Source organism: Stenotrophomonas sp. P2112 (assembly GCF_041897515.1).
GTDB classification, from domain to species: Bacteria; Pseudomonadota; Gammaproteobacteria; order Xanthomonadales; family Xanthomonadaceae; genus Stenotrophomonas; species Stenotrophomonas sepilia.
Genome location: NZ_CP169216.1, coordinates 3,435,674 through 3,451,746, shown reverse-complemented (window position 1 = coordinate 3,451,746; position 16,073 = coordinate 3,435,674). Strand labels below are relative to the sequence as shown.

The following is a 16,073-nucleotide window of genomic DNA, read 5'->3' as shown; positions in this document are numbered from 1 at the left end:
CTTGCACGGAACGGGTTCAAGGCGCTATCGCAGCCTAAGTTCCACGCCGGTAAACGCTTGGCACATACCGCTTTTATGGGCACTTGCCTACACTCGGCGGCCGTGGATCAATCAGGACCGTTCATGTTGGCTCGTATCGCTTCGACCCTGGCCCTCGGCCTCAGCCTGGCCGTGCTGGCCGGGTGCGCAGGCAAACAGGAGGCCGCCGCACGTCGGCAGGGCGAAGCGGTGCCGGTCACCGCGCAGGTCGTGCAGCCCACGCAGTGGAACGACACCCTGCAGGCACTGGGCACGGCCAAGGCGCGCGAGTCGATCAGCGTCACTGCCAAAGTGAGCGAGATCGTCGAGAAAGTGCACTTCGAGAGCGGCCAGCACATTGCTGCCGGTGCGCCGATCGTGACGCTGCGCGGGCAGGCCCAGGAAGCCGCACTGGTGCAGGCGCAGGCCACTTTCCATGAAGCCGATCAGCTGTACAAGCGCCAGCGCGAACTGGCCGCCCAGCGGCTGGTGTCCAGCGCCACGCTGGATACGCAGAAGTCGATCCGCGACGCCGCCGAGGCGCGCGTGATGCAGATGCAGGCAGACATTGGCGACCGCCGTGTGCGTGCGCCCTTTGCCGGTGTGCTTGGCATCCGCCAGGTCAGTCCGGGATCGCTGCTGACCCCGACCACGGTCATCGCCACGCTCGACGACATCGAGCACATGCATGTCGATTTCCAGGTGCCGGAAGTGGAGCTGGCTGCGCTGGGCGTTGGTGACAAGGTCAGTGCCACCAGCGTGGCCTGGCCGGGTCGCACCTTCGAGGGCGTGGTCAGCACCATCGATGCGCGCATCGATCCGGCCACCCGTGCGGTGACCGTGCGCGCCGATTTCGCCAATGGCGACCACGCATTGCGCCCGGGCATGCTGCTGGACGTGCGCCTGTTCCGCCCCGAGCGCCCGGCGCTGGTGGTCCCGGAAATCGCCGTGGTACAGGTCGGCCGCGATACCTTCGTGTACCGCATCAAGGCCGACGACAGCGTCGAGCGGGTGGACGTGGTAACCGGCGCGCGCCGTGCCGGCGTGGTCGAGATCCGGCAGGGCCTGGAAGCAGGCCAGCGCATCGTGGTCGATGGCACCGGCAAGCTGCGCCCGGGCCTGAAGGTCGCTGCGAAGGACGCCGCACCGGCCTCTGGCGCCAAACCGGCTGACGCGCCGGCGCCGATCGCGACCGAGGGCCACGGCGGATGAAGCTGTCCGACATCTCCATCCAGCGGCCGGTGTTCGCCGTGGTGATGAGCCTGTTGCTGCTGGTGCTGGGCGTGATGTCCTTCACCCGCCTGACCCTGCGCGAACTGCCCGCCATCGACCCTCCGATCGTTTCGGTGTCGGTGGACTACACCGGCGCGTCGGCGGCGGTCATCGAAAGCCGCATCACCCAGGTGCTGGAAGATGCGCTGGCTGGCATCGAAGGCATCGATACGATCAACGCGCGTAGCACCAACGGCCGCTCGCAGGTCAGCATCGAGTTCACCTCCAACCGTGATATCGAAGCGGCGGCCAACGACGTGCGCGATGCGGTCAGCCGCGTCGCCGACCGCATGCCGGAAGAGGCGCGGCCACCAGAGATTGCCAAGGTCGAGAGCGATGCCGACCCGATCATCTGGTTCAACATGGTGTCCTCGACCATGGACACGCTGGAGTTGAGCGACTACGCCGACCGCTACGTGGTCGATCGTTTCTCCAGCCTCGATGGCGTGGCCCAGGTCCGCATCGGCGGCCGCCAGCGCTATGCGATGCGGATCTGGCTGGACCGTGACCAGCTGGCCGCGCGCGGGCTGACCACCGGCGACGTGGAAACCGCACTGCGCAACGAGAACGTGGAGCTGCCGGCCGGCCGCATCGAGTCGACCGACCGCGATTTCACCCTGCGCGTGGAACGCAACTACATCAAGCCCGAGGATTTCGCGACCATCCCGCTGGGCAAGGGCCGCGACGGCTACGTGGTGCGCATGGGCGACGTGGCGAAGATCGAGCTGGCCTCGGCCGAACGCCGCGCGTACTACCGCAGCAACGGCGAGCCCGGCATCGGCCTGGGCATCGTCAAGACCTCCACCGCCAACTCGCTGGACGTGGCACGCACTGCGCGCGCTGAGGCCGAGCGGGTGGCGCTGACCCTGCCCAAGGGCACGCAGATCTTCGTCGCCTTCGACAACACCACCTTCATCGAAGCTGCAGTGGACCGCGTCTACGCCACCCTGGTGGAAGCGATGATCCTGGTGCTGGCGGTGATCTGGCTGTTCCTCGGCAGCTTCCGCGCCGCGTTGATTCCGGCGGTGACGGTGCCGGTCTGCCTGGTGGCGGCGTTCATCGCGCTGTATGCGTTCGACTTCTCGATCAACCTGCTGACCCTGCTGGCGCTGGTGCTGTGCATCGGCCTGGTGGTGGACGATGCGATCGTGGTGGTGGAAAACGTGCAGCGCCGCATCGACCTGGGCGAACCACCGCTGGTGGCCTCCAAGCGCGGCACCGCGCAGGTCGCCTTCGCGGTGATCGCCACCACTGCCGTGCTGGTGGCGGTGTTCCTGCCGGTCGGCTTCCTGGAGGGCAACACCGGGCGACTGTTCCGCGAACTGGCCGTGGCGCTGGCCGCTGCCGTGGCGTTGTCCGCGTTCGTTGCGCTCACACTGACGCCGATGATGGCTTCCAAGCTGCTCAAGCCGCATACCGGGCAGGCCCCGCGAGGCCTGCACGGCTTCATCAACCGCAACCTGGAACGCCTTGCGGGTGCCTATGGGCGGGTTCTCGATCACCATGTCGACCGCACCTGGATCTACCTGCTGGTGATGGTGGCTGCGCTGGCCGCCAGCTGGGGCCTGCTCAAGCTGCTGCCGTCGGAACTGGCGCCAGCCGAAGACCGTGGTTCGTTCCAGATCATGATCGACGGCCCGGAAGGCGCCGGCTACGACTACACCGTGCAGCAGGTGCAGCAGGTGGAAGCGCTGCTGGCACCGCATGTCGGCCCGGACAAGCCGATCGTGCGTGCCAACCCCCGCGTGCCGGGCGGCTGGGGCGCCAGCGAGGAAATGCATACCGGCCGCGTCAGCATCTTCCTGCAGCCGTGGCGCCAGCGCAGCGAGGGTACGCCCGAAGTCGCCAACGAACTGCAGAAGGAACTGGATACCATCCGCGGCGTGCGCGTACGCACGCAGGTGGGTGGTGGCCTGGTGCGCAGCGGCGGCCAACCGTTCCAGATCGTGCTGGGCGGCCCGGAATATGCCGAGATCGCGCAGTGGCGCGACCGCATCCTGCTGCGCATGGCCGACAATCCCGGCCTGGTCGGCCCCGATTCCGATTACAAGGAAACCCGGCCGCAGATGCGGGTGAACATTGACCGCCAGCGTGCGGCCGATCTCGGCGTGCCGGTCACCGCGATCGGTTCGGCGCTGGAAACCATGATGGGCTCGCGTCGCGTCACCACCTTCGTCGACAACGGCGAGGAGTACGACGTGCTGGTGCAGGCCGGTCGCGATGGTCGTGCCAGCCCGGCCGACCTGGCCGCGATCCGCGTGCGCGCCAACTCCGGCGAGCTGGTGCCGCTGTCCAACCTGGTCACGCTGAGTGAAGTGGCCGAGGCCGGCACCCTGAACCGCTTCAACCGACTGCGCTCGATCACCATCAGTGCCGGCCTGGCGCCCGGTTATCCGCTGGGCGAAGCCATTGCCTGGGCACAGAACGTAGCCCAGGAAGAGCTGCCGCAGTACGCGCAGGTGAACTGGAAGGGCGAATCGCGCGAGTACCAGAGCGCCGGCGGCGCGGTGCTGCTGACCTTCGCGATGGCGCTGCTGGTGGTGTACCTGGTGCTGGCGGCGCAGTTCGAGAGCTTCATCCATCCGCTCACCATCATGCTGACCGTGCCGCTGGGCGTACTCGGCGCGCTGGTCGGGTTGTGGGTGAGTGGCGGTACCGTGAACCTGTTCAGCCAGATCGGCATCGTGATGCTGGTCGGCCTTGCCGCGAAGAACGGCATCCTCATCGTCGAATTCGCCAACCAGCTGCGCGACGATGGGCGCAGCGTGCGCGAGGCGATCATCGAGTCGGCGATGGTGCGCCTGCGCCCGATCCTGATGACCTCGATCGCCACCGTGGTCGGCGCGATCCCGCTGGTGGTCGCCGGTGGTCCTGGTTCGGCCAGCCGTGGCACGATCGGCATCGTGATCATCTTCGGTGTGACCCTCTCGACCTTCCTGTCGCTGTTCGTGGTGCCGGCGTTCTACGCGCGGCTGGCGCCGTACACCCGTTCGCCGGAAGCGGTGAAGCGCGAGCTGGAGAAGCAGGAAGCGGAATCGCCGTCGGTGGGTGGTCATGCCTGACCGGCCTGTCGACGGGGTCGGATCCCTTTCCCAAGGGGAAAGGGCTCTGACCCCACCACTGCAGGGCGAAGGCTTCACTCTGCGCCCGTGGCAGCCCGGCGACCTGGAATCCCTGCTGCGCCACGCCAACGACGCCGAGGTGTCGCGCGGCCTGCGCGACCGCTTCCCGTATCCGTACACGCGCGAGGATGGCGAGGCCTTCCTCGCGGGCCGCGTACTAGCCCCCAGCACCCTGAACCTGGCCATCGAGATCGACGGCCAGGCCTGTGGCAGCGTCGGTGCCCAACAGGGGCTGGCCGAGCGTGGGCATACCGCCGAACTGGGTTACTGGCTGGGCCGGGCCTATTGGGGGCACGGCCTGATGACCCGCGTGGTCGGCCTGTTCGCCCCGTGGGTGATGGATGAGCTGCGCCTGTTCAGGCTGCAGGCCACCGTGGTCGACTTCAACCTCGGCTCGGCCCGGGTGCTGGAGAAGAACGGCTTCCAGGAAGAGGGCGTGGAGCGCTGTGCGGTCTACAAGCGCGGCGTGTTGCACGACCTGCGCCGTTTCGCCCGGGTGCGCACGCAGCTGCCCTGAACGGCCCGGGGTCAGATCCCTTTTCCAGTGGAAAAGGGATCTGACCCCTTCTCCGCTCTCCGGTCATGGCCCGGCGCGACCAATGGCGCTACCGCAGCGGCCTTCGATCAGGGAGAATCGACCGGTCCCCTCCAGCCGACGGGACGTCCTTACAACCCGCCGACTGGAGAGAGCGCGCGTGGAAGCAACCGTACACTTCATCAACAGCATCATCTGGAGCAAGGCACTGATCTTCGTGTGCCTGGGCGCCGGCCTGTTCTTCAGCCTGCGCACGCGCTTCATGCAGATCCGGGGGTTCCTCGAGATGTGCCGCCTCACCGTCAAGGGTGAGAAATCCGACGCCGGTGTGTCCTCGTTCCAGGCGCTGGCCATGTCGATGGCCGGCCGCATGGGCATCGGCAACATCGCCGGTGTGGCCACCGCCATCGCATTCGGCGGTCCCGGTGCGATCTTCTGGATGTGGGTGATGGGCTTCCTCGGCGCGTCCACCTCGTACGTGGAATGCACCCTGGCGCAGATCTACAAGACCAAGGACGCCGAAGGCCGCTACCGCGGTGGCCCGGCGTACTACATCGAAAAGGCCATGGGCCTGAAGTGGTATGCGCTGGCCTTCGCCATCGCCACGATCATCGCCGCAGGCTTCCTGATGCCGGGCGTGCAGGCCAACGCCATCGCCGACAGCATCATCAACGCCTGCCGTGGCACCGCGCTGTGCGGTCCGCTCGATGGCCAGGCCTTCGGCATGGAATCGGTGCAGGCGCTGAAGCTGGGGATCGGCATCGTGGTGGCGCTGCTGCTGGGCGTGGTGATCTTCGGTGGCGTCAAGCGCATCGCCAACTTCGCCGAGGTGGTGGTGCCGTTCATGGCTGCCGGTTTCATCCTGATGGCCATCATCATCATGATCATCAACTACGACCGCGTGCCGGAAATGTTCGGCATCATCTTCAAGAGCGCCTTCGGCACGCATGCCGCGTTCGGCGCGATGATGGGCCTGGCCGTGGAGTGGGGCATCAAGCGCGGCATCTACGCCAACGAAGCCGGCCAGGGCTCGGGCCCGCACGCGGCGGCCGCCTCGGAAGTCTCGCATCCGGCCAAGCAGGGCTATGTGCAGGCCTTCGCGATCTACTTCGACACCATGATGGTGTGCACCGCCACCGCGTTCCTGATCCTGGCCAGCGGTACCTACAACGTGTACTCGCCGGTGGAGGGCGCCGCGCCGATCTTCCAGGGCCTGGCCGGCATTCCGGAAGGCGCCGGTTACGCCCAGGCCGGCGTGGAAGCGGTGCTGCCGGGCTGGGGTTCGGCGTTCGTATCGGTGGCCATCTTCTTCTTCGCCTTCACCACCATCATGGCGTACTACTACATGGCCGAGACCAACCTCAGCTATGTGAACCACAACAGGAAGCGGCCGCTGACCGTGCTGCTGCTGCGCCTGGGCATCATCGGCATGGTGGTGTTCGGCGCGTTCCACAATGCCACCCTGGCCTGGGCGCTGGGCGACATCGGCGTCGGCCTGATGGCCTGGCTGAACATCATCGCCATCCTCATCATCCAGAAGCCGGCGATGCTGGCCCTGCGTGACTACGAACGACAGAAGAAGCTGGGCCTGGATCCGGTGTTCGACCCTGATGCCCTGGGCATCAAGAACGCCGATTTCTGGCGCCAGCGCAAGCAGGAGAGTGTGTAAGTGAACAACCCTTGGAACAACCGCCGCCCGTCCGCCCGTCCGCCGCGCGCAACGCCGTTGCCGCGCCCGGAGGTGCCGGCCACGGGCGGTGGTGGGCGCGGTGGCAGCGATGAGCTGCGTCTGTACGGCCTGAATGCCGTGCTGGCTGCGTTCGAAGCGCGGCCGCAGGCGCTGCGCAAGCTGTACCTGCTGGAAGCACGCATCCCGCGCCTGCAGCCGCTGTTGAAGTGGTGCGTTGCCAACCGCGTGGGCTACCGCGTGGTCGAGGATGGCGATCTGAACAAGCTCGCCGGCACCACCCATCACGAAGGGGTGGTGGCTGATGTGCTGCGTGCACCTGCACTGCCGCTGGCGCAGTGGCTGGAGCAGGTCGGCGAGGCCCCGGCGCTGGCACTGTGGCTCGATGGCGTGGGCAACCCGCACAACCTCGGCGCGATCCTGCGCTCGGCCGCGCACTTCGGTGCCAAGGCGCTGCTGTTGCCGGCCGGCAGCACGCTGGCCCTGTCCGGCGCCGCCGCGCGCGTTGCCGAAGGCGGTGCCGAAGCGGTGCCGCTGGTGCAGCTGCCGGAGACCGATCAGGCAATGGCGCAATTGCGCGCAGCCGGTTTCGGCCTGGCCGCGACCCTGGTCGAGGGCGGTGATGACGTGTTCCGCAGCTCGCTGCCGGCCCGCCTGGTGTATGTGATGGGTGCCGAAGGCGAGGGCATGGACCGCAGCCTGGCGGGGGCGTGCGACCTGCAGGTCTCGATTCCCGGCAGCGGCGCGGTGGAGAGCCTGAACGTAGCCTCGGCCACGGCGGTACTGCTGGCGCAATGGGCCAGCCGTCGCGGCTGATCCGACCCCAGCGGCTCGCCATGTTCGGGGTCGGATCCCTTGCCGCAGGCGAGGGCTCTGACCCCTTCCGGGGCCGGCAATTGCGTCAAGCACGCATGATGTTTTGAAAGTTTCCTTATTGGTCAGCCGCTTCTGGCGACGCAGGGTGGAATTCCATCCCATGCTGTCCAGGAGTGGCTGTCATGCATCATCCTCGCCGTACCCTCGTCGCATTGCTGGTGCTGGCCAACGTCCTTGCCAGTGCCCACGCAGCGGCTGACGAACGCAGTCTTGACGGTGTCAACTTCACCGGCCCGCTGATCACCCCCAATCCGGCCGGCCTGCCGCAGGGCAACTGGTACATCGAACCCTATCTGGTGCGGATCGACAGTCGCGATCATTACGACGATGGCGGCCATCGCCGCCGCAGTGGGCAACGTAGCGGTGCATGGGCCACGGTGGTGCCGATCATCTATGGCTTCAGCGACCGGGTGATGGGCCAGGTCAATCTCAGTGCATCGCGCTCGGAGTCCGGCGGTGCGCGCAGCAGCGGCTTCCGTGCCGGTGACACCACCGCGCGGCTGCAGTACCTGCTGCAGGCGCCGAATGCCGATGGCACCCGTCCGGCCATCTCGGTCGCGCTGGTGCAGCGTTTCAGCACCGGCAGCCACGATCGCATCGCCGGCAATCCGCTCGATGCGCAGGGCGACGGCGTTCAGCGCACCACTGCAGCGCTGGGCGTGCAGCAGGTCGTGTGGTTGGGCAATGACCGCCCCGTGCGCTGGCGTGCCCAGCTCAGTGCCGGGCCGGCACCGTCGCGCACCGCCATATCCGGCACCAGCGTCTACGGCACCGATGACAGCTTCCAGGGACATATCTCCCGCGGGTCGGTGCTGGGCCTGTCGGTCGGCGCCGAGTACAGCTTCAATTCGCGTTGGGTGGGCGTGATGGAGGTGGCCGCCAGCCGCGAGACAGGCCAGCGCCTCAGCGGCTTCGCACGCAACAGCAGCGGTGCGATCGAACGGATCGAAGAGCATCGCCCGGCCAGCCGCAGCGTCACCCTGGCGCCGGCCGTGGAGTACCACTTCAGCCCGACGCTGGGCCTGATCGCCGGCGTGGAGTTCAGCGTGGCGGGCCGCAACACCAGCCATATCGTCAGCCCCCAGATTGCCTTGGGCATGTTCTTCTGAGGGGCCGCCGATGAACATCGAATCCATCGTCAACACGATCCTTGGCGTCGTCTGGAGTCCCTACCTGGTGGTGCTGTGCCTGCTCACCGGCCTGTACTTCAGCGTGCGCACGCGCTTCATCCAGTTGCGTGCGTTGCCGGACATGCTGCGCCTGATGTTCCGCCATGAGCGCTCCGATGCCGGCGTGTCGCCGTTCCAGGCGTTGTCCATTTCGCTGTCAAGCCGCGTGGGCGTCGGCAACATCGCCGGCGTCGCCATGGCCATCGCCTTCGGCGGCCCCGGCGCGATCTTCTGGATGTGGATCGTCGCCTTCCTTGGCGCATCCAGTGCCTTCATCGAATCCACGCTCGCGCAGATCTACAAGGATCGCGACGGCAAGGGGCAGTACCGGGGCGGCCCGGCGTATTACATCGAAAAAGGCCTCGGCCAACGCTGGTATGCAGTGCTGTTCGCACTGGTGACGGTGCTGGCGGGCGCGATGCTGGCTGGCACCCAGTCCAATGCGATCACCAGCGCGGTGAACGAAGCCTGGGACGTCCCGGTGATGACCACCACCGCGGTTCTGCTGGTGGTGCTGGGTGCCATCCTCATCGGCGGTGTGCGGCGCATTGCGCGCGTGGCCGAATGGGTGGTGCCGCTGATGGCCGTGGCCTACCTGCTGGTTGCGGCGCTGGTGATGGTGCTCAACGCGGAAAAGGTGCCGGAGGTGATCATGCTGGTGCTGCGCAGTGCATTCGGCGTGGACGCAGCGTTCGGCGCGATGATCGGTACCGCTATCCAGTGGGGCGTGCGTCGCGGCGTGCTGTCCAACGAGGCCGGCATGGGCAGTGGTGCGCATCCGGCCGCCGCCGCGGAAGTCTCGCATCCGGTCAAGCAGGGCCTGGTGCAGTCGTTCTCGGTCTACATCGACACGATGGTGGTGTGCAGTGCGACCGCCTTCCTGATCCTGTCCACCGGCCTGTACAACGTCTACGACCCCGCGGTGAACGGCATTCCGGATGAGGCGCGCCTGTTACTGGGCAATCTGCCGGGTGTCGAGGCCGGGCCACGCTTCGTGCAGCATGCGGTGGAATCCGCGCTCCCGGGCTTCGGCCGTTCGTTCGTAGCGCTGGCGATCCTGCCGTTCGCGTTCACCACCATCCTCGCGCTGTACTACATGGCCGAGACCAACGTCAGTTATCTGTGCCGCGATCGGCCGACGCCGTGGGTGATGGGCAGCTTCCAGCTGCTGTTCCTGGCAGCGACCGGGTACTCGGCGGTGAACAGTGCAACGGTGGCCTGGTCGCTGGGTGACATCGGCGTCGGCCTGATGAGCTGGTTGAACATCATCGCCATCCTGCTGCTGCAGAAACCGGCCTTGGCGGCGCTGCGTGACTACGAGCAGCATCGCCAGGCCGGCAAGGATCCGCTGTTCAACCCGAAACTGCTGGGCGTGCGCAACACCAGCGTGTGGGAAGGCTGACAGGATCGGGGTCAGAGCCCTCGCCAAGGGCGAGGGCTCTGATCCACGCCATTGCCCGGTGGGTGCGAACCGCGGTTCGCACCACTTTTCCCGCTGCGCTCGCCGGGCATGGCCCGACGCTACAGCATCATTCGTTCGGCGGCGTGGTCGCCTTGGCCTCGCTGCCGAAGCTGCCATCCGCTTCCGCCGCCAGGTAGGCGAACACGGTGTACGCGGCTACGTTCTGCGCCAGTGCCTTCGGGTCGATCTTGTCCAGCGTGTCGTCGGCGGTGTGGTGCAGGTGGAAGTAGTCCGAGCCATCCTGCGCCAGCCACGCCCACGCACCGCCCTTGGCGGCCAGTGGGCCGACGTCCGGGCCCGGGCCACCCTTGTCGGCCTGGTACTCGATGCCCAGCGGCTTCATCACTTCGGCAATCTGCTTCGTCGCTTCACGCGAGCCGTCCGGATTCGGCGAACCGGTATTGAAGGCGTAGATGCGGCCTGCGCCGAAATCGCTCTCGGCGGCCAGCTGGTGCAGGGCCACGTCCTTCGCGTGCGCTTCGGCATAGGCCTTGCCGCCATACAGCCCCTGTTCCTCATTGGCGAAGGCGATCACGCGGATGGTGCGCTTCGGTGCCTGCTTGAGCTGGCCGATCAGGTGGCCGGCGGCCATGGTGATGCCCACGCCCGCGCCGTCATCCACCGCGCCAGTGCCCAGGTCCCACGAATCCAGGTGACCGCCGATCACCACCACTTCCTTCGGCAGGCTGCGGCCGGTGATCTCGCCGATCACGTTGTAGGAGGTGGCGGTGCCATCCCAACCGCAATCCAATGCCATCTTCACCGTGGTGCTGCCACGCGCCAGCAGGCGGGCCAGCTGGTCGGCATCGGGCACCGACAGCGCGGCCGACGGCACTGGGGTCAGGCCCTCATCGAAACGGGTGATGCCGGTGTGCGGCACGCGGTGCGAGTCGGTACCGGCCGAGCGCATGAGGAAACCGACCGCGCCCTTGCGGATCGCTTCGGACGGCCCCTTGCTGCGGATCGCACCGCCGCGGCCGTAATCGCGGCCATCGCGGAACGGCAGCATCTGGTAATCGACGAAGGCGATCTTGCCCTTCAGCGAACCCGCCGGTGCGGCCTGCAGCGCGGCCAGGTCGGCGAAGCGCACCACCTCGGCTTCCACGGTGCCGCCTGGGCTGCCGCCCAGCGCAGTGATCTGCAGCGGCTGCGGGTTCCTGCCGGTCACGGCGGCGTGTTCACTGCGCCGCTCCCACTTCGGGAATGTCACCGGCTCCTTCCACACCTTGTCGAAACCGAGGGCCTTGAACTTGGCTTCGGCCCAGGCCACGGCGCGGGCGTCGGCTTCGCTGCCGGCGATGCGCGGACCGATCTCGGTGGTGAGCGACTCGACCACCTTCCAGCCGGTGTCATCGGCCAGCGCCTGGTCGCGCAGCTGTGCGGCGGTGGCCAGCGACGCCGGGGGCAGGGTAGTGGTGTGCGGCGCCGCGAAGGCCGGGGCGGCCAGCAGGGCGAGGGAGGATGCGATGGCAAGGACGCGGCGACGCATGGACAACTCCGGGAAGGGACCTAAGCCTTGGAGCTTAACAGTCGTTCAGCCCGGCGCATGGGCGGGAGGTCATGGCTGGCGCGAACGCTGTTTTCCGCCATGACCGGCAAAGCGAAAGCCCCGCCAGGACGGGGCTTTCGCCTGCTTCTGTAGAGCCGAGCCAATGCTCGGCTGCCTTTTGCAGATCAGCCGAGCGTGGGCTCGGCTCTACAGGTGGGAGGGGCGCCCATAGGCGCCCGATACCTCATTTCTTCAGGCTGTCGCGGATCTCGCGCAGCAGCACCACTTCCTCGGCCGGCGCCGCCGGGGCAGCTTCCTTCTTCCGCGACAGCCGGTTGATCGCCTTGACCACGATGAAGATCGCGAAAGCCACGATCACGAACTGGATGACGGTGTTGATGAAGTCGCCGTAGCCAACCACCACCGCCGGGATCTCCTTGCCATCCGGTCCGAGCCGGGCTGGCGACAACGTCCAGGCCAGGCTGGAGAAATCCACGCGCCCGATCAGGTAGCCCAGCGGCGGCATGATGATCTTCTCGACCAGCGCCGTCACGATCTTGCCGAAGGCCGCGCCGATCACCACGCCGACGGCGAGGTCGATGACGTTGCCGCGCATGGCGAATTCCTTGAACTCGGTGAGCATTCCCATTGTTGTTTTTCTCCGGTGGGGAAGTGGACAGCGCGCAGGGTAGCGCAGGTGATGTCAGCCGGCGATCACGCCGTGGCGCTCGGCCACGTTTTCAAGGCGGGCACTGAAGCGGTCGCCGGGCTTCAACGCAGCCACCCCGGACGGGGTGCCCATGAACACCAGGTCGCCGGCACGCAGCTGCCACAGCTTGGACAGCTCATGCAGGATCTCCGGTACGTTCCAGATCATCTGGTCGAGCAGTGCCTGCTGGCGCACTTCGCCGTTGACCTCCAGCGACAGGTTCAGCGCGGCGAGGTCGCCGACTTCCTCGGCGTGGACGATTTCGCTGATCGGCGCGGAGGCGTCGAAGCCCTTGGCCGCGTCCCACGGGTGGCCCTTGTCCTTGGCCGCGGCCTGCAGGTCGCGGCGGGTCAGGTCCAGGCCGACGGCGTAGCCATAGACCAGCGCATCGGCGTCGGCCACGGCCAGCTCGCCTGCGGGCGCATCGCGGCCGATCGCCACCACCAGTTCCACTTCGTGGTGCAGGTTGGCGGTTGCTGGCGGATAGGGGATGGCATCGTCGTGGCCGACCACGATGGCGTCGGCCGGCTTGCTGAAGAACATCGGGCGGCCGCGGTCATCGGCCGCCGGCACCGCCGCGCCCATTTCGCGGGCGTGGTCGGCGAAATTGCGGCCGACGCAGTAGATGCGGTGCACGGGGAAGCTGCCGCCACCGGCTACCGGTACACGCGGCAGGGCTACGGCAGGGATCACATCGGAGACATCGGACATGCGGGCATCCAGGAAGGGCGTGCCCGCAGTCTAGAACGCATGGCGCCCGCCGTCAGCGGGCGCGGAAGGCCTGGATCAGCGCGAGGCCGGCAACACCGGCTTGCGCACCACGCGGTACTCGCCTTCAACCACGGTCGGGTCAACCGGACGCGCAACGCCCGGCTTGCGCGAGGCCAGCAGCTTCCACGCCAGGCCGACCAGGATCATCGCCGCGCCAACGAACACACCGATGAACACCATCGCCGCCAGGATCGCCAGGCCGAGCAGGCCAACGGCAACGCGCACCAGCGGATGACGCGGCTTACGCGGCGCGAACAGGGTGCGGAACTGGTTGAAGGCGGATGCGCGATTGAACATGGCGGCTCGATAGGCTGGGATCAGCGAAAACAGAGTATCGGGACGCGCCACTGTCATTGAGTGAAAAACTCGTTAAATATAGCCTGTGCTTATTACGGATCAATGACTTGTGTTCATGTCGCAGCCAGTCACCTGAGCAGGCATGCGACAATTCCGGTTTACCGTCCGAGCCTTCGCCATGACTATCGCTGCTGCCCTGATCGCCCTTGATGCCATTGCCGATGGCGCGTTTGCCGAGGTCGAAGCGGTGGTCGATGGCGATGCCGAATCGCTGGTGCTGTACCGCGACGGCGCGCAGGTGCGCGCGTTCCTGAACATCTGCCCGCACGCTGGCCGCCGCCTGGACTGGGCCCCAGGCCAGTTCCTGAAGAGCCGTGAGGGCCACCTGGTATGCGCCGCGCATGGCGCCTCGTTCACGCTGGACAGCGGCGACTGCATCGCCGGCCCGTGCAAGGGTGACCGCCTGCGTACGGTGCCGGTGGACGTACGCGATGGGCAGGTCTATCTGGCTTGAGGCCAGAAGCAGTCGAGCACGGCTCGACTCTATAAAAGCCGTGTCGACCAAGGTCGACAGCTAACAGAGCGAGATCCGTGCCGACCAACGGTCGGCACCCACCACCAGCCGCGTGAAACTGTCGAAGGCGGGGTGGGTCCGGTTGCGGGGGCGTGAGCCGCATGGATGCGGCGACCGAGCTTACAGGGACGTACTTGCAGCGTCCCCCGCAACCGGACCCACCCCGCCATCCCACGGAATGCACGCTGTTGCTGTTGCTTCGGCTTCGGCGGGTGCAGCCCTGTCAACAAACCCAACCCTCAGAACATCAGGTTGATCATCAGCACCACCACGCAGGTATAGATCAGCGACAGCGGGCCGCCGACCCGCCACATCTCGCGCGGGGTGTAGTTGGCCGGGCCAGTGATCATCGAGATCACCGGGTTGGAGGCCGTCATCAGGTTGTTGGACGCCGACAGCGCCACGATCAGCGCGAACGCGGTCGGGTTGCCCCCCGCTGCCAGTGCCAGGTTCACCGCGATCGGCACCATCACGATGGTCGCACCCACATGGCTGATCACCAGCGAGAACGCCGTGGTCAGCAGCGCCAGCGCCACCTCCAGCACCCACACCGGAATGCCGGTCGGCAGCTTGTCGATGGTATGGCCGGCCACCCACGCGGCCGCACCGCTGGAGTCCATCGCCCAGCCGAGCGGAATCAGCCCGGCCATCATGAACACCGTCTTCCAGTTGATCGAGGCATACGCCTCGTCCATACGCAGCACGCCGGTCAGCAGCATGCCGGCCACGCCGGTCATCAGCGTCAGCGCCACCGGCAGCTTGCTGGTCAGCGCGATCAGGATGGTCAGCGCGAAGATCGCCATCGCAATCTTGAACTTGTGCGGGCGCTGCTCGCCGGTCGGATAGTCGGTCACCACCACGAAGTCGCGGCTGCGCGCGGCCTGCGCCAGGTCGGTCCAGATGCTGTGGAACACCAGCATGTCGCCGGCGCGCAGCTGCACGTCGCGCACGTCCTCGCGGATCACCTGCTTGTCGCGGTTGATCGCCAGCAGGCTGATGCCGCGCTCCTTGCGCAGGCGCAGATCGGCCGCACTCTTGCCGATCACGTTCGAGGTCGGTGGCACCACTGCCTCGGAAATGCCGGCGCGGCTGGGGTTGAACAGGTCACCCAGGTGCTTCAGGCGCGAGGACATGCGCAGGAACTGGTTCTGCGCGAAGTCGCTGATCTGCTGGCGCGGTCCCATCGCACCGAGCACGCTGCCGACCCAGATGCGCATCTCCGCCGGCGGTGCCAGGCGGGTGTCGTTGCCGGTCTTCAGGGCCAGCAGCAGTGGCGCATCGTGCAGGGTCTCGGCCTCGCCCAGGGTCATGCCCACCAGCGGGCTCTCGGCGGTCACCACCAGCTCGAACACATCGCCTTCGATGCCATAGGTCTTGGCGAAGTAGCTCTCGGTGCGCGCCGGGGTGACCCCGTCATTGACCAGGCTTTCCTCTTCGATCAGCTTGCGGTCGCCGTAGTAGCGGAAGTACAGCAACGAAGCGATCAGCAACGCCACACCGATCGGCAGCGGCGCGAACATGCGCAGCGGCTCGATGGTGGCCAGGCCGGAGGGAAGGTTGTTGTTGGCCGAGGCCAGCAGATCGTTCAGCAGGATCAGCGGCGAATTGCCGACCATGGTCAGTGCACCGCCCATCACGATCGCCGCCGAGATCGGCAGCAGCAGGCGCTGCATCGTCAGCCCGGTGCGCGCTGCCAGTCGTGAGGCAACCGGCAGATACAACGCCATCACCGACGGGTTCTGCATGAAGGAGGAGTTCAGGCCGGCGATGGCGGTGGTCATCATCAGCAGCCGTTGCTCGACACCGTGGCCGCGCCGCAGCAGCCAGGCCGCCAGCCGGTTCAGCGCCCCGGTGCGGTCCAGGCCCGCACCGAGGATGGTGGTGGCGATGATGCTCATCACCGCGTTACCGGAGAAACCGCCGAAGATCTCCTCCGGCGCGATCAGCCCGGTGACACCAAGCACCACCAGCACCACCAGCGCGACCACGTCGGCGCGGATGCGCTCGAACAGGAACATCGCCATCGTGAAGCCGACCAGCCCGAGCACGAGCTTCATGTCGTTGGTCAGCGTCAGCGCGGTATCCATGTGGG

At 66.9% G+C, this 16,073-nt stretch carries 13 protein-coding genes; 8 read left to right on the top strand and 5 right to left on the bottom strand.

Translation table 11 applies throughout. From position 1 onward, the window contains the following. Window positions 1-123: 123 nt before the first annotated feature. The 7 genes from ACEPA4_RS15955 (at window position 124) to ACEPA4_RS15925 (ending at window position 10,081) form a co-directional block, all read left to right on the top strand. Window positions 124-1,230 (top strand): efflux RND transporter periplasmic adaptor subunit, encoded by a 1,107-nt coding sequence (locus ACEPA4_RS15955; protein ID WP_139727569.1) that lies wholly within the window; start codon window positions 124-126, stop codon window positions 1,228-1,230. Continuing rightward, on the top strand, window positions 1,227-4,352 hold the full coding sequence (locus ACEPA4_RS15950; RefSeq protein ID WP_005418827.1) for an efflux RND transporter permease subunit: 3,126 nt from the start codon (window positions 1,227-1,229) through the stop codon (window positions 4,350-4,352). Before ACEPA4_RS15955 ends, ACEPA4_RS15950 begins: the two co-directional genes overlap by 4 nt. Continuing rightward, window positions 4,345-4,929, top strand: coding sequence for a GNAT family N-acetyltransferase (locus tag ACEPA4_RS15945; protein WP_065179506.1), 585 nt, complete (start codon window positions 4,345-4,347; stop codon window positions 4,927-4,929). Before ACEPA4_RS15950 ends, ACEPA4_RS15945 begins: the two co-directional genes overlap by 8 nt. Window positions 4,930-5,107: 178 nt before the next feature. Further along, window positions 5,108-6,616 (top strand): sodium:alanine symporter family protein, encoded by a 1,509-nt coding sequence (locus ACEPA4_RS15940; RefSeq protein ID WP_005418815.1) that lies wholly within the window; start codon window positions 5,108-5,110, stop codon window positions 6,614-6,616. Further along, complete coding sequence (locus ACEPA4_RS15935; RefSeq protein ID WP_005418814.1) at window positions 6,617-7,450, top strand: TrmH family RNA methyltransferase; 834 nt, start codon at window positions 6,617-6,619, stop codon at window positions 7,448-7,450. It begins immediately after the preceding gene. 182 nt (window positions 7,451-7,632) lie between these two features. Continuing rightward, window positions 7,633-8,619, top strand: a complete 987-nt coding sequence (locus tag ACEPA4_RS15930) for a hypothetical protein (RefSeq protein WP_065179505.1) — start codon at window positions 7,633-7,635, stop codon at window positions 8,617-8,619. Window positions 8,620-8,629: 10 nt separating this feature from the next. Further along, window positions 8,630-10,081 carry a sodium:alanine symporter family protein gene (locus tag ACEPA4_RS15925; RefSeq protein ID WP_065179504.1) on the top strand — a complete coding sequence of 484 codons (1,452 nt, stop codon included), beginning with the start codon at window positions 8,630-8,632 and terminating at the stop codon, window positions 10,079-10,081. Between the two features lie 127 nt (window positions 10,082-10,208). On the opposite strand, the gene ACEPA4_RS15920 is transcribed toward ACEPA4_RS15925, so the two are convergent. From ACEPA4_RS15920 to ACEPA4_RS15905, 4 genes are all read right to left on the bottom strand, one after another. Next, entirely contained in the window at window positions 10,209-11,630 is a 1,422-nt protein-coding gene (locus tag ACEPA4_RS15920; protein ID WP_065179503.1) for a M28 family peptidase, read from the bottom strand. Window positions 11,631-11,874: 244 nt separating this feature from the next. Beyond that, complete coding sequence (gene mscL, locus ACEPA4_RS15915; RefSeq protein ID WP_005418809.1) at window positions 11,875-12,279, bottom strand: large-conductance mechanosensitive channel protein MscL; 405 nt, start codon at window positions 12,277-12,279, stop codon at window positions 11,875-11,877. Window positions 12,280-12,333: 54 nt separating this feature from the next. After that, window positions 12,334-13,050 carry a fumarylacetoacetate hydrolase family protein gene (locus ACEPA4_RS15910; protein WP_019660190.1) on the bottom strand — a complete coding sequence of 239 codons (717 nt, stop codon included), beginning with the start codon at window positions 13,048-13,050 and terminating at the stop codon, window positions 12,334-12,336. Window positions 13,051-13,125: 75 nt separating this feature from the next. Beyond that, on the bottom strand, window positions 13,126-13,407 hold the full coding sequence (locus tag ACEPA4_RS15905; RefSeq protein ID WP_005410817.1) for a hypothetical protein: 282 nt from the start codon (window positions 13,405-13,407) through the stop codon (window positions 13,126-13,128). Between the two features lie 178 nt (window positions 13,408-13,585). Here ACEPA4_RS15905 and ACEPA4_RS15900 point away from each other — a divergent pair, with 178 nt between their 5' ends. Next, on the top strand, window positions 13,586-13,921 hold the full coding sequence (locus tag ACEPA4_RS15900; protein ID WP_374082887.1) for a Rieske (2Fe-2S) protein: 336 nt from the start codon (window positions 13,586-13,588) through the stop codon (window positions 13,919-13,921). A gap of 299 nt (window positions 13,922-14,220) precedes the next feature. On the opposite strand, the gene ACEPA4_RS15895 is transcribed toward ACEPA4_RS15900, so the two are convergent. Continuing rightward, complete coding sequence (locus tag ACEPA4_RS15895; RefSeq protein ID WP_005418803.1) at window positions 14,221-16,068, bottom strand: SLC13 family permease; 1,848 nt, start codon at window positions 16,066-16,068, stop codon at window positions 14,221-14,223. Between the last annotated feature and the right edge of the window lie 5 nt (window positions 16,069-16,073).

Excerpts from the sequence above, each read along its gene's own strand:
- ACEPA4_RS15905 (WP_005410817.1), bottom strand. The coding sequence starts at position 13,407 with ATGTTCAATCGCGCATCCGCCTTCAACCAGTTCCGCACCCTGTTCGCG.
- ACEPA4_RS15910 (WP_019660190.1), bottom strand. The coding sequence starts at position 13,050 with ATGTCCGATGTCTCCGATGTGATCCCTGCCGTAGCCCTGCCGCGTGTA.
- ACEPA4_RS15945 (WP_065179506.1), top strand. The coding sequence starts at position 4,345 with ATGCCTGACCGGCCTGTCGACGGGGTCGGATCCCTTTCCCAAGGGGAA.
- ACEPA4_RS15900 (WP_374082887.1), top strand. The coding sequence starts at position 13,586 with ATGACTATCGCTGCTGCCCTGATCGCCCTTGATGCCATTGCCGATGGC.
- ACEPA4_RS15920 (WP_065179503.1), bottom strand. The coding sequence starts at position 11,630 with ATGCGTCGCCGCGTCCTTGCCATCGCATCCTCCCTCGCCCTGCTGGCC.
- ACEPA4_RS15955 (WP_139727569.1), top strand. The coding sequence starts at position 124 with ATGTTGGCTCGTATCGCTTCGACCCTGGCCCTCGGCCTCAGCCTGGCC.
- ACEPA4_RS15950 (WP_005418827.1), top strand. The coding sequence starts at position 1,227 with ATGAAGCTGTCCGACATCTCCATCCAGCGGCCGGTGTTCGCCGTGGTG.
- ACEPA4_RS15925 (WP_065179504.1), top strand. The coding sequence starts at position 8,630 with ATGAACATCGAATCCATCGTCAACACGATCCTTGGCGTCGTCTGGAGT.
- ACEPA4_RS15895 (WP_005418803.1), bottom strand. The coding sequence starts at position 16,068 with ATGGATACCGCGCTGACGCTGACCAACGACATGAAGCTCGTGCTCGGG.
- ACEPA4_RS15930 (WP_065179505.1), top strand. The coding sequence starts at position 7,633 with ATGCATCATCCTCGCCGTACCCTCGTCGCATTGCTGGTGCTGGCCAAC.
- mscL (WP_005418809.1), bottom strand. The coding sequence starts at position 12,279 with ATGGGAATGCTCACCGAGTTCAAGGAATTCGCCATGCGCGGCAACGTC.